Origin of the sequence: Bartonella sp. AR 15-3 (assembly GCF_002022445.1) — a bacterium.
Classification (GTDB): Bacteria; Pseudomonadota; Alphaproteobacteria; order Rhizobiales; family Rhizobiaceae; genus Bartonella.
This window is the reverse complement of sequence record NZ_MUYE01000001.1, coordinates 419,986-442,224: the sequence shown is the minus strand read 5'-3', so window position 1 is coordinate 442,224 and position 22,239 is coordinate 419,986. Positions and strand designations below refer to the sequence as shown.

19 protein-coding genes, 2 tRNA genes and 2 pseudogenes are annotated in these 22,239 nt (G+C 36.6%); 6 read left to right on the top strand and 17 right to left on the bottom strand.

Translation table 11 applies throughout. The features are described 5' to 3' along the window. Positions 1-6 precede the first annotated feature (6 nt). The 9 genes from rplB to rpsL form a co-directional block, all read right to left on the bottom strand. Positions 7-840, bottom strand: coding sequence for a 50S ribosomal protein L2 (gene rplB / locus BAR153v2_RS01945; RefSeq protein ID WP_078680078.1), 834 nt, complete (start codon positions 838-840; stop codon positions 7-9). Positions 841-860: 20 nt separating this feature from the next. Beyond that, positions 861-1,154, bottom strand: a complete 294-nt coding sequence (locus BAR153v2_RS01940; RefSeq protein WP_078680077.1) for a 50S ribosomal protein L23 — start codon at positions 1,152-1,154, stop codon at positions 861-863. Continuing rightward, positions 1,151-1,771: a 50S ribosomal protein L4 gene (gene rplD / locus BAR153v2_RS01935; RefSeq protein ID WP_078680076.1), complete on the bottom strand. Its 621-nt coding sequence runs from the start codon at positions 1,769-1,771 to the stop codon at positions 1,151-1,153. Before rplD ends, BAR153v2_RS01940 begins: the two co-directional genes overlap by 4 nt. Next, positions 1,771-2,511: a 50S ribosomal protein L3 gene (rplC, locus tag BAR153v2_RS01930; protein WP_078680075.1), complete on the bottom strand. Its 741-nt coding sequence runs from the start codon at positions 2,509-2,511 to the stop codon at positions 1,771-1,773. The genes rplD and rplC overlap by 1 nt, the downstream gene beginning before the upstream one ends. Before the next feature lie 27 nt (positions 2,512-2,538). After that, the gene (rpsJ, locus tag BAR153v2_RS01925) at positions 2,539-2,847 is read right to left on the bottom strand and encodes a 30S ribosomal protein S10 (protein ID WP_007477064.1); all 309 of its coding nucleotides are present in this window, start codon (positions 2,845-2,847) and stop codon (positions 2,539-2,541) included. Between the two features lie 68 nt (positions 2,848-2,915). Beyond that, complete coding sequence (tuf, locus tag BAR153v2_RS01920) at positions 2,916-4,091, bottom strand: elongation factor Tu (RefSeq protein WP_078680074.1); 1,176 nt, start codon at positions 4,089-4,091, stop codon at positions 2,916-2,918. Positions 4,092-4,166: 75 nt separating this feature from the next. After that, on the bottom strand, positions 4,167-6,251 hold the full coding sequence (gene fusA, locus BAR153v2_RS01915; protein WP_078680073.1) for an elongation factor G: 2,085 nt from the start codon (positions 6,249-6,251) through the stop codon (positions 4,167-4,169). Between the two features lie 33 nt (positions 6,252-6,284). Further along, a complete protein-coding gene (gene rpsG / locus BAR153v2_RS01910) occupies positions 6,285-6,755 on the bottom strand; it encodes a 30S ribosomal protein S7 (protein ID WP_078680072.1) in 471 nt (156 codons plus the stop codon). A 20-nt stretch (positions 6,756-6,775) separates the two neighbouring features. Further along, the gene (rpsL, locus tag BAR153v2_RS01905) at positions 6,776-7,147 is read right to left on the bottom strand and encodes a 30S ribosomal protein S12 (RefSeq protein ID WP_078680071.1); all 372 of its coding nucleotides are present in this window, start codon (positions 7,145-7,147) and stop codon (positions 6,776-6,778) included. A 472-nt stretch (positions 7,148-7,619) separates the two neighbouring features. On the opposite strand from rpsL, the gene xth reads away from it, so the two are divergent. The 5 genes and pseudogenes from xth (at position 7,620) to BAR153v2_RS01880 (ending at position 11,794) form a co-directional block, all read left to right on the top strand. Next, positions 7,620-8,402, top strand: a complete 783-nt coding sequence (gene xth / locus BAR153v2_RS01900; protein WP_078680070.1) for an exodeoxyribonuclease III — start codon at positions 7,620-7,622, stop codon at positions 8,400-8,402. Between the two features lie 124 nt (positions 8,403-8,526). Then, positions 8,527-9,432 carry an amino acid ABC transporter substrate-binding protein gene (locus BAR153v2_RS01895; protein ID WP_078680069.1) on the top strand — a complete coding sequence of 302 codons (906 nt, stop codon included), beginning with the start codon at positions 8,527-8,529 and terminating at the stop codon, positions 9,430-9,432. A gap of 140 nt (positions 9,433-9,572) precedes the next feature. Further along, positions 9,573-10,325, top strand: coding sequence for an amino acid ABC transporter permease (locus tag BAR153v2_RS01890; protein ID WP_078680068.1), 753 nt, complete (start codon positions 9,573-9,575; stop codon positions 10,323-10,325). Between the two features lie 2 nt (positions 10,326-10,327). Next, the gene (locus BAR153v2_RS01885) at positions 10,328-11,035 is read left to right on the top strand and encodes an amino acid ABC transporter permease (RefSeq protein WP_244548617.1); all 708 of its coding nucleotides are present in this window, start codon (positions 10,328-10,330) and stop codon (positions 11,033-11,035) included. Between the two features lie 13 nt (positions 11,036-11,048). After that, positions 11,049-11,794, top strand: a pseudogene (locus tag BAR153v2_RS01880) (amino acid ABC transporter ATP-binding protein). A gap of 470 nt (positions 11,795-12,264) precedes the next feature. On the opposite strand, the gene BAR153v2_RS01875 reads toward BAR153v2_RS01880, so the two are convergent. The 5 genes from BAR153v2_RS01875 to BAR153v2_RS01855 form a co-directional block, all read right to left on the bottom strand. Further along, positions 12,265-14,988, bottom strand: a complete 2,724-nt coding sequence (locus BAR153v2_RS01875; RefSeq protein ID WP_078680066.1) for a valine--tRNA ligase — start codon at positions 14,986-14,988, stop codon at positions 12,265-12,267. Positions 14,989-15,149: 161 nt separating this feature from the next. Next, positions 15,150-15,695: a DUF2497 domain-containing protein gene (locus BAR153v2_RS01870; protein WP_078680065.1), complete on the bottom strand. Its 546-nt coding sequence runs from the start codon at positions 15,693-15,695 to the stop codon at positions 15,150-15,152. A gap of 236 nt (positions 15,696-15,931) precedes the next feature. Further along, entirely contained in the window at positions 15,932-17,224 is a 1,293-nt protein-coding gene (locus tag BAR153v2_RS01865; protein ID WP_371325859.1) for a TolC family outer membrane protein, read from the bottom strand. Positions 17,225-17,280: 56 nt separating this feature from the next. Continuing rightward, on the bottom strand, positions 17,281-17,955 hold the full coding sequence (locus BAR153v2_RS01860; protein ID WP_078680064.1) for a protein-L-isoaspartate O-methyltransferase: 675 nt from the start codon (positions 17,953-17,955) through the stop codon (positions 17,281-17,283). A 208-nt stretch (positions 17,956-18,163) separates the two neighbouring features. Beyond that, a tRNA-Cys gene (locus tag BAR153v2_RS01855) sits at positions 18,164-18,237 on the bottom strand. Between the two features lie 194 nt (positions 18,238-18,431). Between BAR153v2_RS01855 and BAR153v2_RS01850 the strand changes: the two genes are divergently transcribed. Beyond that, positions 18,432-18,506: transfer RNA gene (locus BAR153v2_RS01850), tRNA-Asn, on the top strand. A 657-nt stretch (positions 18,507-19,163) separates the two neighbouring features. Here the strand turns inward: BAR153v2_RS01850 and BAR153v2_RS01845 are convergent. The 3 genes and pseudogenes from BAR153v2_RS01845 to BAR153v2_RS01835 form a co-directional block, all read right to left on the bottom strand. After that, complete coding sequence (locus BAR153v2_RS01845; RefSeq protein ID WP_078680063.1) at positions 19,164-20,456, bottom strand: DEAD/DEAH box helicase; 1,293 nt, start codon at positions 20,454-20,456, stop codon at positions 19,164-19,166. A 262-nt stretch (positions 20,457-20,718) separates the two neighbouring features. Next, positions 20,719-21,244: pseudogene (locus BAR153v2_RS01840) on the bottom strand (hypothetical protein). 201 nt (positions 21,245-21,445) lie between these two features. Continuing rightward, entirely contained in the window at positions 21,446-21,646 is a 201-nt protein-coding gene (locus BAR153v2_RS01835; RefSeq protein ID WP_078680062.1) for a hypothetical protein, read from the bottom strand. Between the last annotated feature and the right edge of the window lie 593 nt (positions 21,647-22,239).

Here is a 22,239-nt window from a genome sequence, read left to right as displayed (position 1 = left end):
CCTTTCCTATTTCTTACGCTGATGACGCGAACGCATAATAAACTTGTCAGTAGCTCTATTGGAGCGTGTACGCCTACCTTTCGTAGGCTTACCCCAAGGAGATACTGGGTGACGACCACCTGATGTACGACCCTCACCACCACCATGCGGGTGATCAACTGGATTCATAGCAACACCGCGAACATGTGGACGCTTACCACGCCAGCGCGATCGACCAGCCTTACCATCACTAATATTGCCATGATCAGGATTTGAAACAGCACCAACCGTTGCGAAACAATTACCTGGAATCAAACGTTGCTCACCAGAATTAAGACGAAGAATAGCCATCCCTTCATCTCTCCCAACCAATTGCACATAAGCTCCTGCTGAACGCGCAATTTGACCGCCCTTTCCAGGCTTTATTTCAACGTTATGCACAATAGTACCAATAGGCATATTACTAAGAGGCATTGCATTGCCTAACTTAACATCAACATTTGAACCAGCAATAACAGAATCACCAACATCAAGACGCTGCGGCGCAAGAATATAACTTAATTGCCCATCTTCATAACGAATCAGCGCTATAAAAGCCGTACGATTTGGATCGTATTCCAAACGCTCAACTTTTGCAAACATATCACGTTTGATACGCTTAAAATCAACAAGCCTATAACTACGCTTATGACCACCGCCTTGAAAACGGGCAGTAATTCTACCACGATTATTGCGTCCACCTTTTGATGGCAATCCCTCTGTTAGTTTTTTTATGGGTTTACCTTTATAAAGATCCGAGCGATCTACTATAACAAGCTGACGCTGTCCGGGCGTAGTCGAATTAAAGTGCTTAAGTGCCATTATTCTTGCCTCCGAACCTTTTATAAACCTGCTGAAAAGTCAATTGATTGATCTTTAAAGAGTGTTACAATTGCTTTTTTGATATCACTCTGCCGACCAACAATACCTTTGAAACGCTTCATTTTCCCCTTACGGACTACTGTATTTACTGCCTTAACCTTTACATTAAAAAGTGCCTCAATAGCAGTTTTAATTTCAGGTTTTGTTGCTTTCTGAGCAACATTAAAAACAACTTGATTATACTCAGAAAGCATAGTCGACTTCTCAGTAATAACTGGACTTAAAATTATATCATAATGGCGAAGGTCCGTCATTTGAAACGCTCCTCAAGTGTCTCAACAGCTTCTTTTGACAAAACAAGCTTGCCGCGACGCAAAATATCGTAAACATTGATCCCCTGAACTGGCAAAACATCAATATTAGGAATATTAGATGCCGCACGAAAAAAATTCATATCAACTTCTTTTCCACCAATTAACAAAGCATTATTGAAACCAAGTTTAGAAAAACTCTCATTCAGCGCTTTTGTTTTTGCATCTCGAATACTAAGCTTATCAACAACAATCAAACTATCTGTTTTTAATTTAACTGATAAAGCTAAACGCAACCCAAGAGCACGAACTTTTTTAGGAAGACTATGCGCATGACACCGCATCACTGGACCATGCGCTTTACCACCGCCTCGGAATTGTGGCGCCCGAGCAGAAGAATGACGAGCGCGCCCAGTTCCTTTTTGTTTAAACATTTTCGCTCCTGTTCGTGATACATCAGACCGTCCCTGTGAGGGATGTGTCCCTTTTTGACGACGTGCAAGCTGCCAACGAATAACACGTTGTAAAATATCCTCACGAGGAGTAAGACCAAAAATATTTTCAGAAACTTTCAATTTACCAGCTTCTTTACCATCAAGAGTTTTTACCACAAGATCCATTAATCAATTCCCTCAGTTTCAGAAACTTTTTCCATTAAGGGAATTACTCCCATTTCTTTTTTAACAAGCTGACGAACACCAGCAGGTTTTGGCGCATTATCAGGAAGAGGCTTCTTTATAGCATCTCGCACTAAAATCCAAGACCCTTTAGAACCAGAAACAGAACCACGCACTAAAATTAAACCACGATCAACATCCGTAGAAACGACTTCGATATTTTGAGTTGTTACACGCACTCGCCCCATGTGACCAGCCATTTTTTTGCCTTTAAACACTTTTCCAGGATCTTGACATTGACCTGTTGAGCCATGAGCACGATGTGTAATCGAATTGCCATGTGAAGCACGATGTCCACCAAAATTATGCCGCTTCATAACACCAGCGAACCCTTTACCAATACTTATACCAGTTACATCAACCCTTTGACCTGGCACAAAATGTTCCACTGTAATTTCAGTACCAACACCAAGTAAATTATCAGGACTAACACGGAATTCTGCTATTTTAGCTTTTGGCTCAACTACGGCTTTAGCGAAATGCCCACGAAGAGCTTGGGATGTATTTTTGATTTTAGCAAGGCCCACACCTAATTGAACAGCAGTATAACCATTCTTTTCAACTGTACGCTGAGCAACAACCTGACATTTATCTAAACGAAGCACGGTTACTGGAACATGCTCACCAGCATCATTATAAATACGGGTCATGCCTAACTTCTGTGCTATTACACCTGAACGCATTGGGGATGTTCCTTCTGTCTTCAAACCTCAGAGCTTGATTTCAACATCTACACCAGCAGAAAGATCAAGCTTCATGAGAGCATCTACCGTCTGTGGCGTCGGATCAACAATATCAAGAAGACGCTTATGTGTACGCATTTCAAACTGCTCACGACTCTTCTTGTCAATGTGTGGACCACGATTAACCGTAAACTTCTCAATCCGCGTTGGAAGCGGGATAGGACCACGGACATTAGCACCAGTGCGCTTAGCGGTTGACACAATCTCACGCGTCGATGCATCAAGAATCCGATGATCAAATGCCTTTAAACGAATACGGATATTCTGGCCATTCATATTTTTTATTTCCCTAACATACGAAACGCCTTTAATAATCAAAGACATTTCTAAATAATTTATTTCAGCTATTCAATAATTTTAGATACGATACCGGCTCCAACGGTGCGCCCCCCTTCTCGGATAGCAAAACGAAGCTTCTCTTCCATTGCAATTGGCACAATCAAAGAAACATCCATAGCAACATTATCACCTGGCATAACCATTTCCGTTCCTTCAGGGAGTGTAACTATACCGGTGACATCTGTTGTACGAAAATAAAACTGCGGGCGATAATTCGTGAAAAATGGTGTGTGACGGCCCCCTTCATCTTTCGTTAAAATATACGCCTCAGCTTTAAACTTAGTATGAGGCGTAACAGAACCAGGCTTCGCCAGTACTTGACCACGCTCAATCCCCTCACGATCAATGCCACGAAGCAAAGCTCCAATATTATCACCAGCCTGACCTTGATCTAAAAGTTTGCGGAACATTTCAACACCAGTAACTGTCGTCTTAGATGTAGGACGTATACCAATAATCTCTATTTCCTCACCAACTTTAATAACACCACGCTCAACACGACCCGTAACAACCGTTCCTCGACCAGAAATAGAAAAAACATCCTCTATAGGCATCAAAAACGGCTGATCAACTGGACGCTCAGGCGTTGGTATATACTTATCAACTTCACTCATCAAAAGACGAACAGAATCTTCCCCTATGCTCTTATTAGAATCCTCAAGCGCCGCTAAAGCCGAGCCCTTAACTATGGGAATATCATCACCAGGAAAATCATATTTCGATAAAAGCTCGCGAACTTCAAGCTCCACAAGTTCTAAAAGCTCGCTATCATCAACCTGATCAACCTTATTGAGAAAAACAACAATCGCTGGTACACCAACCTGACGCGCCAACAAAATATGCTCACGCGTTTGAGGCATAGGTCCATCTGCTGCAGAAACAACTAATATGGCCCCATCCATTTGCGCCGCTCCTGTAATCATGTTCTTAACATAATCTGCATGACCAGGACAATCAACATGAGCATAGTGACGGCTCTCCGTTTCATACTCAACATGCGCAGTAGATATCGTTATACCACGCGCCCGCTCTTCAGGCGCCGCATCAATTTGGTCATATGCTTTAAATTCACCAAAATACTTCGTAATCGCTGCCGTCAATGAGGTCTTCCCATGGTCAACATGACCAATCGTTCCTATATTAACATGCGGCTTCGTACGTTCAAATTTGCTCTTTGCCATTTGAGCTCTCCATTTTCTGTTCAAATTATGAACTAAGTTTAAAATTAATATACGATTATAAACTATGTATATTGATTATGCATATTTCTTTTGTATCTCCTGTGCTACAGCTAAAGGAACAGGCTCGTAATGATCAAATTGCATTGTATATTGAGCTCGCCCCTGACTCATCGACCGAAGTGTATTTACATACCCAAACATATTCGCCAAAGGAACCATCGCATTCACAACTGTCGCAACACCACGAGCTTCAGTACCTGAAATTTGACCTCGACGAGAATTTAAGTCACCAATCACATCACCAACATAATCCTCCGGCGTTACAACCTCCACCTTCATAATCGGTTCAAGCAGCTGAGCACCAGCTTTTTGCGCACCTTCCCGAAATGCTGCACGCGCAGCAATCTCAAAAGCTAAAACAGAAGAATCGACATCATGATAGCCACCATCAATCAAAGTAGCTTTTACACCAAGCATAGGGAACCCTGCAAGAGGACCTGACCCCATAACACTTTCAATACCTTTTTGGACACCTGGAATATATTCTTTAGGAACGGCACCACCAACAATTTTTGACTCAAAAATGAAATCATCACCATCATGAGGTTCAAAAATAATTTTCACACGAGCAAATTGCCCAGCCCCCCCAGATTGCTTCTTATGGGTATAATCAATTTCAGCAACTTTTGTTATCGATTCACGATAAGCTACTTGAGGTTGCCCAACATTTGCCTCAACTTTAAATTCACGTCGCATACGATCAACAATAATATCAAGATGAAGCTCACCCATTCCAGCAATAATCGTCTGAGCGGATTCTTCATCCGTTTTAACACGAAATGAAGGATCCTCCGCAGCCAAACGATTAAGGGCAAGACCCATTTTTTCTTGATCTGCCTTTGTTTTCGGCTCAATAGCAATTTCAATAACAGGTTCAGGAAATTCCATCCGCTCCAAAATAACAGGCTTCAAAGGATCACAAAGAGTATCCCCCGTTGTTGTCTCCTTAAGACCAGCAAGAGCAACAATATCACCCGCAAAAGCTTCTTCAATATCCTCACGAGAATTAGAATGCATCTGAAGCATACGCCCCAAACGCTCTTTCTTTTTTTTCACAGTATTTTCAAGAGAAATACCTTTTTGAATTTTACCAGAATAAATACGACAAAAAGTCAACGATCCAACAAATGGATCATTCATAATTTTAAAAGCAAGCATAGAAAGCGGAGCTTCATCTGAAGACTCACGAGTTACTTCAGCTTCAGTTTTAACATCAAGACCACTAATAGCTGGAACATCAACCGGAGAAGGAAGATAAGAAATTACAGCATCTAAAAGAGGTTGAATACCTTTATTTTTAAAAGCCGTACCGCAAAGAACTGGATGAAACTGAACTTCAATTGTCCCTTTACGAATAAGGGCAACAAGCTGCTCATTAGTCGGCATAACCCCCTCCAAATAAGCCTCCATAGCCATCTCATCGACCTCAACAGCCATCTCAATCAATTTTTCGCGGTATTCTTCTGCCTTCTCCCTTAATCCAGCAGGTATTTCACCCACTGTAGCCGAAACCCCAATAGAACCATTCCATGTCAATGCCTTCATCTCGATAAGATCAACAACACCTTCAAAATCATTTTCAGCACCAATCGGCAACTGCACAACAAGCGCCTTAGCACCCAATCGCGAAGCAACCATTTCTACACTACGATAAAAATCAGCCCCAACCTTATCCATTTTATTAACAAAAACCATACGGGGCACATGATATTTCTCAGCTTGCCTCCAAACAGTTTCTGTTTGAGGCTCTACACCAGCATTTGCATCCAACAATGCTATTGCACCATCAAGAACACGCAAAGAGCGCTCAACCTCAATTGTAAAATCAACGTGACCAGGCGTATCAATGATATTAAAGCGTCGCTTTCGACCATCACGGCCTTCCCAAAAAGTGGTTGTAGCAGCAGATGTAATCGTAATACCACGCTCCTGTTCCTGCTCCATCCAATCCATTGTAGAAGCACCATCATGCGTTTCACCGATCTTGTGATTCTTACCGGTATAAAATAAAATACGCTCAGTCATCGTGGTTTTACCGGCATCAATATGCGCCATAATACCAAAATTACGATAATCCTCAATTTTATATTCGCGAGCCATTCTTTTTTTGCCTTAGATCTTTTTCAAACATACCTACCAGCGATAATGAGAAAACGCACGATTAGCCTCAGCCATACGGTGAACATCTTCTCGCTTTTTCACTGCAGAACCACGATTATTAGCAGCGTCAACCAACTCACCAGAAAGGCGATCAATCATTGTTGTTTCATTACGCCCACGCGCTGCCGCAATCAACCAACGGATAGCTAAAGCCTGCCGACGATCAGGACGGACATCAATTGGAACTTGATAAGTAGCACCCCCAACACGGCGTGAACGAACTTCAATATGTGGAGCTACATTTTCCAACGCCTGATGAAACAAAATCACAGGATCTGTCTTAACCTTATTCTCAATAGAATCAAGAGCACCATAAACGATACGTTCAGCTACTGATTTTTTACCATCAAACATAATGGCATTCATAAATTTTGTAATAACCAAATCACCAAATTTGGGATCTGGATTAATTTCACGTTTTTCTGCTCTATGGCGACGGGACATTGGCTTTGTCTTTCGAATATTTATTTCGGACGCTTTGCGCCATATTTAGAACGACGCTGTTTACGATTTTTAACACCCTGAGTGTCAAGCAAACCACGAACAATATGATACCGAACTCCTGGCAAATCCTTTACACGACCACCACGAATCATTACAACAGAGTGCTCTTGAAGATTATGCCCCTCTCCGGGAATATAACCAATTATTTCAAATCCATTTGTCAACCGAACTTTAGCAACTTTCCGAAGAGCAGAATTTGGCTTCTTCGGTGTCGTTGTATATACACGAGTACAAACACCACGCTTTTGCGGGTTTGCCTGAAGGGCAGGAACCTTATTGCGTTTAACTGGCACTACACGTGGCTTTCTAATCAACTGATTTACGGTAGGCATGCAACCTTCCTTTTAACAATCTGCGTTCGTCGTTCCCATTTGGGCCTTCATTGATCTATATCTACTCCAATAATATTCAGAATAAATATATGTTCATAATACAAAATCGGGCATGACTGAACAAACAGCTTACCCGACTACCAGCATAGGAGGCCACAGCCTCTTGCATTAGCATTTGTTTTTAGATCTTACAAACTTCTATTAAGATGAATACAAATCACCTTAATTCTCAATGCGCTTTCGTACTGATCATAGTAGCTTTTAATAGCGAGAACATATACATTCGTCAAGTACCAAACATCAGAAAAGTTTGTAAAAGTAAAAATTCAAAAAAGCTAATGCATAAAATAATAAACCCGTACAATAAAAATGGCTCCAATATCAAAAATGGCTCCAATACATTTGGGGGTAATTGCATAATATCTAACAGAACAACTTGCTAATTACAGATCTGATATTTAAAATTAATAGCATGAAAATAGTAACATGGAATATAGCCGGTATAAAAGCGAGACATGAGACATTATGTAAATGGCTAAAACAGAATCAACCTGATGTAGTTTGCTTACAAGAAATTAAATGTATTGATGAGAATTTTCCGCGTAATACAATTGAAGATTTAGGCTATCATGTAGAAACGCATGGACAAAAAAGCTTCAATGGCGTTGCAATTCTTTCTAAAAAAATACCTGATGAAATTATTTGTCGATTACCAGGTGATCATAATGATAAGCAAGCACGTTATATTGAAGCTGTTTATTCAACAAATAAAGGAAGCATTCGTGTTGCTTCCCTCTATCTTCCAAATGGCAATCCCATCAATAGTGAAAAATACTTTTATAAAACAGAATGGATGAAGAGATTGTACACACATGCAAAATCATTACTTGAATATGAAGAACCTTTAATCCTTGCTGGTGATTATAATGTTATTCCGACCTCATTAGATGCAAAAAATCCGCAAGAATGGAATAATGATGCTTTATTCCTTCCACAAATAAGAGAAATATTTCAGTGTATTACTCATTTAGGCTTTTATGACGCTATCCGAAATGTAACAGACACTCCATCATTTAGTTTTTGGGATTTTCAGGCTAATGCATGGAAAAAAAATAACGGTATACGCATTGACCATCTATTATTATCACCAGAGGCTGCAGATCAACTGATTTGTGCATATAGCCAAACAGAGGTAAGAGGATATCAAAAACCCTCAGACCACATTCCCATTTGGGTCGAGCTCAACTGTGATTAATTAAGATATAATGGGATATATAAAAAAAATCCCCCTAAAGTAATAAATATGCTACATCACATACTGAAATATATCCTGAATACAGTAACAAGAATAAAGAATTATTATAAAAATGGAGGAAATAATGAGAAAGTTATTTTTAATATTTATTGCAGCAATTTTTATGGGATTAACAAGCATTGCTCATGCTACAAATGATACACTTGAGAAAATTAAAAGAACAGGAGAAATCACTTTAGGTGTTCGCGAATCATCAGGTCTAGCCTATGCGCTTGGCAATGGCAAATATACAGGCTTCCATACTGAAATGGCAGAACATATTATTAATGATATCTCAAAAAAAATTGGTCAACCAATCAAAGTTAATTATCTTCCCATTACATCACAAAATCGAATCCCTCTACTGAAAAATGGTACCTACGATTTTGAATGTGGATCGACAACAAATGATTCTGCTCGCAATAAAGAAGTTGCCTTTGCATATACAACCTATGTTGAAACGGTTAAAATCGCTGTAAAGAAAAATTCTGGCATTAAATCTATTGATGATTTAAATGGCAAAAAAGTCGCAACAACTACTGGCACAACAGCCGTGCAGCTCATCCGTAAAAATAAACGTCAGAAAAACATTCATTTTCAAGTTGTGAACGGTAAAGACCACGGAGAGAGTTTCTTATTACTAGAATCTGGTCGAGCTGATGCATTTGTCATGGATATATCGATTCTCTCTGCAAATATCGCTAAATCAAAAAATCCATCTGATTATGTAATTCTTGACACTACACTTTCCGTTGAACCTATCGCTTGTATGCTCCGCTTAAATGACAAAAACTTTGAACAAGCCATTAATGATAGTATCGTACGTCAAATTAATGATGCATCACTCGCGAAACTTTATAATAAATGGTTTATGGAACCAATTCCCCCTACAAATACTATCATCAATCTTCCTCTGTCTAAAGAAACTCAATATGCTTGGGAGCACCCAAATAATAAGCCCCGGGAAGCTTATATAGAAAATAATCTATAAAATCATTACAAGAGAATAACCATACTCCTTACAAATTAGGTATAGTCATAATCTGAATTTTTCAATACACTTAGCTTATATCAATATAGCTGATTTATTCTCTCTATTTAGCAGCTGATTAACTTGAGGAAAATCAATTAATGGACTTTTCGTTCCTTTGCACAGATGATCTTAATCATACACTGGTAGCCGGATGTCTCGGAACTCCTGGCATAAGTCACACCTATTTGGATACACTCCTCGATGGTTTTAAAAATACGGCCATATTATCTATCTACTCATTGATACTGGCTATATTTGTAGGCGTTATTATAGGAATGATACGTACCTTGCCTAAAACTTCCATCATTAATAATTTTTTACGTGCTATTGGTACTTTTTGGGTAGAAATTATGCGTAATATTCCTTTACTTGTTCAAGTGTTTCTATGGTACTTTGTCGTGCCTAAAATTTATCCACCTGCAATAAATTTTTCACCCATTTTATTAATAATCTGTGCTTTAGGATTTTTTACATCTGCGCGTATCGCAGAACAAGTTCGCTCCGGTATTGAATCTATTCCTTCTGGGCAGCGTTATGCTGCAATGGCCATGGGATTTAATACTTATCAAAGTTATCGTTATATCATATTACCACGTGCTATTCGCACAATCATGCCACCACTCACTTCAGAAGCAATGGGCATTGTAAAAAATTCATCTATAGCGTTCGCTGTTTCCATTAATGAGCTAATGCAATTTCAATATCAAACAATTGAAGAAGTAAGTCATGTTTATGAAAACTATCTACTTGTTACAATCCTTTATATTATCATATCCCTTTTCATATTTGTCCTTATGACAATAATCGAGAGAATGATTAGAATTCCCTCTTTTCAAACGGAGGGATGTTAAATATGATAGTAGAATTTATAAATACCTATTCTCCTTTTAATTTCTCAGAATTTGATTTTTCGTTTTTTACTTTCGATATATTCTATTCTTATATTTTATCAGGCTTGTTTTTTAGCTTTTTTCTAACGATTTTTACAACGGTATTTGGTCTCATCTTTGGCATATTATTGGCAATGATGCGTCTTTCTTCTCTTAAACTGATTTCTACAATTGCTACAATTTACATTACTGCCATGCGATCAATACCGCTTGTAATGGTTATTTTATGGTTTTTTGTTCTTTTGCCTTTTATAATAGGTACATCAATCGGAGCCAATAAATCAGCATTAATTACTTTTACCGCATTTGAAGCCGCTTATTTTGCTGAAATTATGCGTGCTGGTATACTTTCAATTTCGCAAGGACAAAAACATGCAGGCCAAGCTCTCGGAATGACATATTGGCAAAATATGAGCATTGTGATTCTTCCCCAAGCCTTCAGAAATATGCTACCAGTCTTTTTAACACAAATCATTATCCTGTTTCAGGATACAACACTTGTTTATGCAATCAGTGGCAATAGCCTTTTGAACGGATTTGATATTGTTTCTAACAATTTCGGTGTAAAACAAGAAGCTTATATTTTAGCAGCAATTTTCTATTTTGTGATCTGTTTTACATTATCACAAATAGTTTCATTCTTGCAGAAAAAAATATCCATTATTCGCTAAAGGGGAGAAAATAATGTCTACTCATATGATTGAAATAAAAAATGTTTCTAACTGGTATGGCGAAGTTAACATTCTTAAAAACTGTACAACCAATATCAATAAAGGAGAAGTAGTTGTAGTTTGTGGACCGTCAGGATCAGGCAAATCAACTCTCATAAAAACTATTAATGCTCTAGTGCCTTTTCAAAAAGGTGAAATTTGGATTAATGGTATACCAGTTCATTCAAAAAAACCAATTTATCCAAATTGCGTAGCCACGTAGGAATGGTATTTCAACACTTTGAGCTTTTCCCACATTTATCCGTAACGGAAAATTTAACTATTGCACAAATTAAAGTTTTAAAACGCGGTAAAAAAGAAGCGCTTGAGCGTGGTTTATTATATCTTGAACGCGTTGGACTCATCGAACACAAAGATAAATACCCTGGACAACTTTCCGGAGGGCAACAGCAACGTGTTGCTATTGCACGCTCTTTAACTATGGACCCACTTGTCATGCTCTTTGATGAACCAACTTCTGCTTTAGATCCAGAAATGGTAGGTGAAGTATTAGATGTCATGATAGGCTTAGCAGAAGAAGGCATGACAATGATTTGTGTTACTCACGAAATGAACTTCGCTCAAAAAGTATCAAAGCGTATAATTTTTATGGATCAAGGAATGATACTCGAAGACTGTTCGTCTGAAGACTTTTTTTCCAACCCACAAGCTAGAATGCCAAGAACTCAAGAATTTTTATCGAGAATCCTTCATTATTAATCATTACATTGTAATTCAGATTATATATAATCTAAATTTTAATTGCATGTCCTTAATAATGTTGTTTTACAATAAAATTAACAGTTCTTAATGCTGTTGTGTATTATATTTAATTTTATCTAAAAGTAAAAAGTGAATTCTTAAATAGAAAAGCTCAATATTGACCTTACGCATTGATTATTTAATAAATCTCAATCAATATTATTCTATACAGTTTCTTTCCTCAAATATTATATTTTCAAAAATAGTCTGAGCAAAAAGACTACTTTTTTCAATTACATATCGAAATTATCATACTTCTTATAAAATTTTCTTCTCCTATTAATTTTTGCCTAAATACTATCTAGATATTTACTAATTTATGATGCCTCACTTAATCATAAATTGAGCAACCGACGTACATGCATAAATCACCCAACATACCATCTCAAATATTTTTTAAACCTTCAAAAATAAATATAAAATCTGAATTAAATCAACCGTTCTAAAGCAACAGATACTTTCTTTTTTGCATCATATAGCTCTGTAATTCTCTTACGTTCAAGCTCAATAATTTCCTGTTTTGCATTTGCTATAAATTTTGGATTATTTAATTTAATTAATATCTTCTCAATATCTCTTTCAATTTTATCCATATCCTTTTTCAAACGAGCGCGTTCAGCATCTAAATTAATCAACTGGCCCAATGGTAAACAAAAAATTGCCTCTCCTAAAATTATTTGGGCTGATATGGCAGGAGACTGATCAGAAAAATTAATCTCTCCAATACGTGCTAATCTTTTAAGAATAGCCTCATAACGGTGTACACGCTCTTGAATTACCTGCCCTCCTTCTAAAATTACAAGAGGTGCCAGCGCACTTACTGGAACATTCATTTCAGCACGCACAGAACGAATACCACTAACTACATCAATAATCCAACTAATATCATTTGCAGCTTCTTCATCTTTAAATTTTACTTGTGGCCATTGCATTAATGCTAACATATTCTCACGCTTCAGATCTTGCATTGCTGTAAGAGACCATAACTCCTCTGTTACATGAGGCATAAAAGGATGGAGAAGTTTATAAACTTCATCAAGCACCCAAGCTGTACATGCTTGTGCTTCCTTTTTAGAATCTTCATCTGAACCTTGAAATATAGGTTTAAGAAGTTCAAGATACCAATCGCATAATGCATGCCAAATGAACCGATAAAGTGCCTGAGCAGCATCATTAAATTTATAGTTTTCGATGCCCTTAGTAACTGCCGAAACGGTTTTGGATAATTCTGTTAAAATCCAACGGTTAATCGCAAGTTTCGTTTTTTCTGGTTTGAAAGATAAATCATGCCTAACACCATTCATTTCAGCAAATCGAGTGGCATTCCACAATTTCGTAACAAAATTACGATAGCCTGCAACACGTGAGGGATCAAGTTTTACATCACGACCTTGCGCCGCCATAATAGCTAAAGTAAAGCGTAGCGCATCTGCACCATATTGATCAATAAGTTCTAACGGATCAACAATATTTCCCTTGGATTTTGACATCTTTGCGCCATACTGATCCCGCACAAGAGCATGTACATAAACAGTTGGGAAAGGTACTTCTCCCATAAAGTGCATACCCATCATCATCATACGAGCAACCCAGAAAAAAATAATATCAAATCCAGTAACCGATAAAGATGTTGGATAAAAAGTTGTTAACTCAATTGTTTTATCAGGCCAACCTAACGTTGAGAAAGGCCAGAGAGCAGATGAAAACCAAGTATCTAAAACATCCTGATCACGTGTTAATTGCACTGTTTTACCATAATAAGATAAAGCAGAATCTAAAGCCTCTTTTTCATTTTTTTCAACAAAAATCATACCATCAGGACCATACCAAGCAGGTATCTGATGTCCCCACCATAATTGACGAGAAATACACCAAGGCTGAATATTCTGCATCCAATTAAAATAAGTTTTTTCCCAACTAGCTGGAATAAATTTTGTTTTCCCTCGGCGAACAGCTTCTATCGCTGGCTTTGCTAATTCCGCAGCATTGACATACCACTGATCTGTTAAAAGTGGTTCAATGGGTACTCCACTTCGATCCCCATGAGGAACAACATGAGGATGATCATTAAAAGTTACACAATAGCCTCTTTCTTCCATCAAAGAAACAATTCGATTTCGTGCAACAAAACGATCAACTTTATCTAAATGCTCCACCAACGCCTTCAACTCATCAGATAAGACTAAACCATCAAAAAATGCCTCATTATCATGCAAAAAAATCTCAGCCTTTTGCGTCAAAATATTAATTAAGCCTAAATTGTGCCGCTGTCCTACTTCAAAATCATTAAAATCATGCGCCGGTGTGATTTTTACAGCTCCACTCCCCTCATCAGGATTGGCATAAGAATCACCAACAATTAACAATTTGCGACCAACAAGTGGTAAGATAGCATTTTTTCCTATGAGACCTTTATAACGACCATCTTCAGAATTAACCGCAATGCCCGTATCTCCTAGCATTGTCTCAGGGCGTGTTGTTGCAACTGTTATAAAAGTTGTAGAATCATCCGGATTAAAAACTTTTCCTTCAAGTGGATACCTAAAATACCACAAATAACCTTTGACTTCTTTCAGTTCAACTTCAAGATCCGAAATAGCCGTTAACAACTTTGGATCCCAATTGACTAAACGCTTGTCCTTATATATCAACCCTTGCTTGTAAAGCGTAACAAAAACTTCACGAACAGCCTGAGATAAACCCTCATCCATTGTGAATCGCTCACGTGACCAATCGCACGAAACACCAAGACGTTTGAGTTGATTAGTAATAATTCCTCCGGCTTCATGACGCCATTTCCAAACGCGTTCAATAAATTTTTCTCTTCCCATTTCTTGACGCGCTGGCTCTTGACGTTCTGCAAGTTGGCGCTCAACAACCATTTGCGTTGCAATCCCTGCATGATCCATACCCGGTTGCCACAGCACATTTTTGCCTTGCATCCGTTGGAAACGCACTATAATATCCTGAATCGTCGTATTTAATGCATGCCCCATATGAAGTGAGCCTGTGACATTCGGCGGTGGCAGCATAACGCAAAAAGTTTCTGCGTCTGGCTCTAAATCTACCTTTGTTTTAAAAGCTCCACACTTTTCCCATTTTTTTGCAATTCGTGGCTCCACAGAAGCAGCATTGTAGTTTTTTTCTAGCATCTTATCCACTTAATTCATAATACCGCTGAAAAAACAATTTATGGTCAAAAAACTAGCTACACCACATGCAAAACACTATTTATCTAAATAGCTTTATAAAACCATGTTCGAACTCTAAAAACCAAATTAAATAGCAGATTATATAACGAATTTAAAAGCTCTTAAGATAAATTCTTAACAGTTTTGACAATTTCTTCACGTAGGATTTTTTCAAGTAAAATAGGCAACTGACATTGTAACCACTCCGCTATAGCGGGACGTAATACATCTCTTGCAACCTTTTCAGCAGAGGAAACAACATACGCAGATAATTCTACACAATCAGAAGATGGATTTCTTTTCTGTGATACAAATGTCTCATCATATTGTTTTACTTTATGAACAGAATCTTGTTCTTCAGAAGAAAGACTCATCCCTTGCATATCCATCTTATTTTCCAATTTTGTATCATTTGTTAAAGAAGAAACTCTATCTTCGCCAGAAAAACCAATACGATCAGCTAAAGCCTTCATCGCATCATCAACAGATAAAGTCGCATCATAAACATCTTCTGACGGTGTTACTGAACTCTTTGCAGAAGCATTTGCTGCAATAGATTCACTTGAAAAATTATCAGACTGAACTGAATTTTCTTCAATTATTTCACGGATAGATGTCAAAATCTCATCCATACTTGGCTCATGTAAAGCATTTGAACTCTGTACCATACTTAAAACCTCTCGAAACGCAAAAACAAACTAAACTACCATCTACTGTAGCAAAAGAACGATAAAATCAACACATCTCTTTGTCTGAAATATGATACTACACACAACTTTTTTCAACATGCTACAAATTTAGGCAAAAAATATTTTCAATATCAATAATTAATTTACAATATACCCATTTATGCAAATTAGAATTATTTTAATTGTGTAAAAATCACTAATTATATCCTCGATTCTCAGCGAACATATTTAATCGTTTTCAAGCCCAAATAACTTGCAGTCAATTTACCAACAGAATATTGAACACTATAACTTGCAACAACAACATCACATTCTGCTGCTATTAGCGCAATCTGAGCATTAATCAACTGTGTCTGAGAGTTTAAAACATCCAATGTAGTTGCCTGCCCTACACGATTTTCTTGAATACGACCTTTAAAAGCAATGTCAGCAGCACGAACACTCTCACGATAAGCTGCAACAGACGCACGAGCACCCTCTAACTGGAACCAAGCAGAAGTAAGTGCTTGTTTTACATCACTTTGAGCCAAATCAAGCTGAAAATGGGCTTGCCTAAATTGTTCCTTTGCCTGGCGAATCTGCGCAGATGTACGTCCTCCTTCAAAAATTGGAAAACTAAGTGAAAGCCCTACTGATTGAGAAACTCCATCCTCTCCAAGCCCTCTATAAATTCGATTATAAGATGTTGTCGCAGACAAATCAACTTTAGGAAGCAATGCTCCTTCTTTTGCTTTGACATTATAAAAACTAGAATCAATTAAATATCTTGCATAAAGAATCGCGGGGTGCATAGCGATACTAATTTGATAACCAGAATCAAGATTCATTGGTAATTCTTTTGCTATCAATGGACGTTCTAATTTTTCAGGATCAGCACCAATTACTTGCCGATAAATTGCTTCCGCTGATCTTACATTAGCATGAGCAACACTGAGCTCAGAAACGGCGACAGAACGAGCTGCTTGTGCTTGAGCAAAATCAATACGACCCCCTTCCCCTACCTCAAGTTTTGCTTTATCTGAACGAACTTGCTCTTCAAGGGCAATCAAATTTTTTCGACGCAGATCCGCAATACGACGCGCTTTGTATACATTAGTATATGCTTTCACAACTTCAAGAAACATATTCTGCTCGGCATTACGAAAATATTCATGCTGCGCTTGCATTTTTAATTTAGCTGAAAAAAACGTATTTTGCGTAATAAAACCATCAAATAACCTTTGATTTAGCCTTATTCCTATAGATCCAGAGGTACTATAAGGAGCTATAACAGCTTTATTTCGACCATAGCTCCCAATTCCTTCAATTTGTGGAAAAAAGCCTGAACCTGCAACAACCACATCATCTCTTGCTATGCGCACAGCCGCACGCTCACTATTCAATTTAGCATTATGCAGATAAGCTTTAGCAAAAGCATCCATCAATGTAGCAGCATAAGCCAATTCAGAGATAAAAATGCAAAAAATCAGGAACAAACATACTTGAAATTTCTTGTTTATTTTAAACACAACATAAATCCTAAACTAATCATACTATTCTTTATATCCATTTATAAAAATCAGCATTAAAATACAAAATCAGGCAACCTTAAAAATTCAGGTAAGGGCTTCACAGAAAGATTAAAACTACGACAGACCGAAATAGTACTTTCTTTTCTTACACAGACTCGTGCAATACCAGCATTACCATGTCCTTCAACCATAACAAGACGTCCATCTTCTCTCATCTGATCAAAAATACCATCAGGAATGAAATCGACGGCACCTTCAATAAAAATTACATCATAAGGTCCTTTAACAGGATATCCCTTCTCTAAGGTCCCATGAACAACCGTTACATTATTATACTGATTACGCTCCAAAATTTTGGCGGCCTGTTCTGCCAGAATCTTATTGCCTTCTAATGCAATAACGGATTTCGCAAGTTCTGAAAGCAATGCAGAACAATAACCGCTATTTGCACCAATATCTAAAACAACATCCGATGATTTTATAGCTGCCAATTGTAATAATTTTGCTAAAGATGCAGGTCTCATTAAATAACGTACAGGTAAATTACTCTGCGCTGGAAATACAACAATATCAGCATCACAATAACTTAAATTTCTAATATTTTCTGGAACAAAATCTTCACGTGGCACTGTTAAAAATGCTTTGAGAACCAACAAATCTGTCACATCTACTGTACGAATTTGATTATCAACCATTTTACGGCGAAGCTCTATAAAATCTATGATCATCACTAAATTTCTCTCCCATACGCAATAAAAGCTCCAAAAAAGCAGCAACAGTTTTAAGATGTGAACATTTGCTACTACTAATGGTGCGCAAAAAGCATGCTATAGTCAACAATTAAGATCCCAATTTCGCCAATTTTAATGTACGCTGTATTCTACTAGATACGAAAGTAACTCATTTGAGATTTTGAGAATTATCAATCAAATTAACTGGAGGCCTCGCCCGGAATCGAACCGGGATACAAGGATTTGCAGTCCTCTGCGTAACCATTCTGCCACGAGGCCCCATTAAAATGTAAAGATCGTCAATAAGGGAAGGCAAAGCATCCGTCAAGGCAAAGAAACTTTTTCTAACCTTTTTATTCATTCATATCATATTGTATTGTAATTTGAAGATTTAAAAAATTAAAGTAATTTTTCTCTTTGCAAATCAATATTGCTTTGCTATAGGCTTTGTAAATTAGGTGATTATACACTGTTCCCCGGTAGCTCAGTGGTAGAGCAACCGGCTGTTAACCGGTTGGTCGCTGGTTCGAATCCGGCCCGGGGAGCCAAACTGCTTTTTTATTGAAATAACTTATTGATTTTACACATATTTTTTAAGGTGAGGGATTTATAAACACAATGTGAGGGAATAAAATTTTATATTTTCTCCAAAATGTATTACCAGTTAATGTCTTCTTTTGGATTGTTTTATAGCTACTATAATCTGCAATCTGTGTGATTTTGTCTTTTAGATATGTTACCAACTTGCACGTATGAGCATTCTGTTTATTATGCTTGAAGACTTATCTTGCTAAACTTGAATTGATGACAATAAAGTCTTTTCACTTTAGGTGAATAAAGCACTATCCGATAAAAAAATCACATTCATTATATCCCACATCCGTTAAGTAGGATTAGTATGCACATCGGCATCACTTTTCTTTTAATTTTATTTTCTATTTTCAATCGTGTTAATGCTCTCTTTAGTAGGTTTTCTTTATTCATTTTTTCTGTTTAACCTTTTTCCTAAAATAAAAAGCCCTTACTAAAATCATAAAATAGTGAAAACTGTCATCATCAATAGTAAGCATAAACGGACTTGAATGCCTCTACAACATATAAAGTAAGCTGATTTCACATCAATACACCTATAGTAGCATATTCGTTTCGCTTACTACATTAACTTTCAAACGCAATGAACTCACATATTTTGGTTTTTTTGTATTCTAATGAGTTTTTTTACTTTTTAATTGTGCAATTTTATCGGTGCTATTTAAGTTTTCCCGATCTTTAAATTCTCTTAAATGACGTTTTTTACTACCTTCTCGCTTGTAAATTTTCGGTTCAGCTAGTTTTTCAGGTAATGATGCAAACTGCAAAGGAATCTCTTTTCGTGTTATTTTCATACGAATCAAGCGCTCTATGGCACACAAACGTACCTGCTCTATTTTTTCATCAAAAAGTGTAATAGCATCACCAGATGCACTATTTCGTCCGGTACGACCAATACGATGCACATAGCTTTCAGCATTATCTGGCAAATCATAATTAATAACATGGCTGATTCGCGGAATATCAATACCACGTGCAGCAATATCAGTTGCAACTAAAACTCTTACCAGTCCTTCACGAAAATCTTTTAACGCACGCTGCCGAGCATTTTGTGATTTATTTCCATGGATTGTCGCAACAGAATATCCTGTTTTTGCTAAACTACGCGCAACAGAATCGGCCCCATGCTTAGTACGTATAAACACAATAACTGAAGCCAAAGCAGGATTTGTTAAAAGTTTACCCAAAACACTCTTTTTTTCACTTGTAGAAACACAATACAGCACTTGAGTAATCTCCGCAGCAGTAGTTCCTTGAGAAACAACTTCTATTTTTACTGGTTTCTTAAGTAAATTATCTGCAAGCACATTAACTTCTTTTGACATTGTCGCAGAAAAAAGTGCCGTTTGACATTTCTTATGCAAAAAGTTTGCAATTTGTCGCACATCATTAATAAAGCCCATATCTAACATACGATCAGCCTCATCTAGAATGAAAAAACGAGACTTAGACAGATCAACATATTTACTACGGATAAGATCTATTAAACGTCCAGGTGTTGCAACCAAAATATCCACACCCTTTGCCATCCGTCTAATTTGTGTCAAACGCGACATTCCCCCTAAAATCAAACAAGTTGAAAGATGGGTTCCTTTTGCAACAGCACTAATTGCTTCTTCAATCTGAATAGCAAGTTCACGCGTAGGAACCAAAATTAAGGCTCGTGCAGTTTTAGGATGACGCTTATCACCTAAAGCTAAAATTCGGTTCAAAATGGGTAAACTGAATGCCAATGTTTTTCCAGAACCAGTTTGTGCAATACCTAAAATATCATGCCCTTTTAACATTACTGGAATAGCTCGCTCTTGAATAAGCTTAGGTTTATGCATACCAGCAATAAACAGGTTTTTAACTAAAAGAGAGGACAAACCTAGTTCTGCAAAAACATTTTCTTTACTTACACTCAAAATAAAATTTTCCCTAGCTCGATAATTATCAATAAATTACAAGCTAAAATCGTAGTATTAAAAACATACAATAGAGTCCTAATTTTAATTTTGTGGACCAGTGCTTGAAATAAAATAAACCGCCAGACACCATACATAGGCATCTGAATCCCAAATAAGATATACAAAACCTTTTTGTGTAAAAAACTAATTCATCAACACAAACGCTTTAATAGGCAATATCACCAGATTAAAATAAAAAGCAAGTACCTTGCAAAATTATTTATTTTTCTATTACCGTTTCCTTCGGCATATTCATTCCCTTAAGATCAGGATAAATCTCCAGAAAAATTGTTTTTGTATAGTCTTCTGTCCTCCATAAACTAAAAACCATTTATCATCATCAAAAATCGCTAAGGTTTTATATTTTATGATACGATCCTTTGTCTCAATCACAGTTGGAATCAAAGCATAAAAAATATCATTATTCATTTGCTTATAGTCTATCTCTGTTTCATCTAAATGATAAGCATCAGTAGGCAAATTTTCAAACTGAGTACGCAGTTGCTCAAGAAAATATTACGTAAACTATCCTCTGTTGTGCTTAACCGGCTCGCCATTTCTCTATAAAGCCGATCAGGCATATGAGCAGAAATAATAGAAAAATCTCTATTTTATGGCCTTATTAATATCAATAACCAAATTTGAAAGCGCAATTTTTTGCATTACTGTTGGCTCAGTGACTACATTATATGTTCCAATACCTAATAATAAAATACACTCAGCATACAATAAAAAATGGATTTCACTTTCTATATTCCTTTATTCAAAAAAATTTCAAATTACAAAACTAAATAACTCTATAATCATCTGTAACATAACGATTTTTCTAATAAAAATATTTAAGTTATCTTTATAAGATATGGAAATTAATATATTTTTAAAATAAAATAAACACAGAATAAAAACTTATAATTAATTTCGTAAGGCATTAAAAGTGTATAATCTCGTCATGAAAATAATAATTTGAGCTCAAAACTATATACCCCATCAATATTGCTAAAAGCTAAAAATAAAATACTGCCCACCACCCCCTGAAAAGGCGAAATTTGTTTTTTAATACCTACAAAGTATTTAAAATCAAAATTACTATTAAAAATAATTAGAAGATTTTTTTCTTCACGAAAAATACTTTTCAGAGCGTCAATCAAGAAAAACTATCCCCAAAACAATAGCTCCACAATTCAGGATTTCAATCATTTCAAAACAATTCGATTTTTAAAAACTATAATAATAAAATATGTAAGAACTGCTTCAATATCTCACAATTTAATTATACTCGTTTCAGTTATAATAGTCTCATCTACAAACGTATCAACATTTTCTAATTTGATATGTTTCCCATTATTAAAAATAAAAAAATCATTTTTCAACCTCCTGTAGTTTAACAAAAAGAAACTCTGCTTGCCAATCACATTAACGAAATAAATTACTTACATCACTAATCAGCCACTTCCTTCCTACAGATACAATTATCAAATCTGATTTGTTTTTCTCACTGGAATTTTAATTTTATTACAAAGCAACTTAACGTCAAACTATTCGTTTGCAATCTATCAAGAATTATAAAAAACAAAATAGCATCACAAACTTATATAACCGTATATAATAACTATTAAATCTCTATATTTTAAACAAATATTTACATTACATTTTTAACTGAAAAATTATTTTACTGAAACAGCATCTTCAAAAAATTATGTAAAACCATTATAGCTTTAGTTATATTATAAACAAATCTACT

Bases quoted from the DNA above. Each gene is read 5' to 3' on its own strand.
- rplB (WP_078680078.1), bottom strand. From the start codon at position 840: ATGGCACTTAAGCACTTTAATTCGACTACGCCCGGACAGCGTCAGCTT.
- BAR153v2_RS01940 (WP_078680077.1), bottom strand. From the start codon at position 1,154: ATGACGGACCTTCGCCATTATGATATAATTTTAAGTCCAGTTATTACT.
- rplD (WP_078680076.1), bottom strand. From the start codon at position 1,771: ATGGATCTTGTGGTAAAAACTCTTGATGGTAAAGAAGCTGGTAAATTG.
- rplC (WP_078680075.1), bottom strand. From the start codon at position 2,511: ATGCGTTCAGGTGTAATAGCACAGAAGTTAGGCATGACCCGTATTTAT.
- rpsJ (WP_007477064.1), bottom strand. From the start codon at position 2,847: ATGAATGGCCAGAATATCCGTATTCGTTTAAAGGCATTTGATCATCGG.
- tuf (WP_078680074.1), bottom strand. From the start codon at position 4,091: ATGGCAAAGAGCAAATTTGAACGTACGAAGCCGCATGTTAATATAGGA.
- fusA (WP_078680073.1), bottom strand. From the start codon at position 6,251: ATGGCTCGCGAATATAAAATTGAGGATTATCGTAATTTTGGTATTATG.
- rpsG (WP_078680072.1), bottom strand. From the start codon at position 6,755: ATGTCCCGTCGCCATAGAGCAGAAAAACGTGAAATTAATCCAGATCCC.
- rpsL (WP_078680071.1), bottom strand. From the start codon at position 7,147: ATGCCTACCGTAAATCAGTTGATTAGAAAGCCACGTGTAGTGCCAGTT.
- xth (WP_078680070.1), top strand. From the start codon at position 7,620: ATGAAAATAGTAACATGGAATATAGCCGGTATAAAAGCGAGACATGAG.
- BAR153v2_RS01895 (WP_078680069.1), top strand. From the start codon at position 8,527: ATGAGAAAGTTATTTTTAATATTTATTGCAGCAATTTTTATGGGATTA.
- BAR153v2_RS01890 (WP_078680068.1), top strand. From the start codon at position 9,573: ATGGACTTTTCGTTCCTTTGCACAGATGATCTTAATCATACACTGGTA.
- BAR153v2_RS01885 (WP_244548617.1), top strand. From the start codon at position 10,328: ATGATAGTAGAATTTATAAATACCTATTCTCCTTTTAATTTCTCAGAA.
- BAR153v2_RS01875 (WP_078680066.1), bottom strand. From the start codon at position 14,988: ATGCTAGAAAAAAACTACAATGCTGCTTCTGTGGAGCCACGAATTGCA.
- BAR153v2_RS01870 (WP_078680065.1), bottom strand. From the start codon at position 15,695: ATGGTACAGAGTTCAAATGCTTTACATGAGCCAAGTATGGATGAGATT.
- BAR153v2_RS01860 (WP_078680064.1), bottom strand. From the start codon at position 17,955: ATGATCATAGATTTTATAGAGCTTCGCCGTAAAATGGTTGATAATCAA.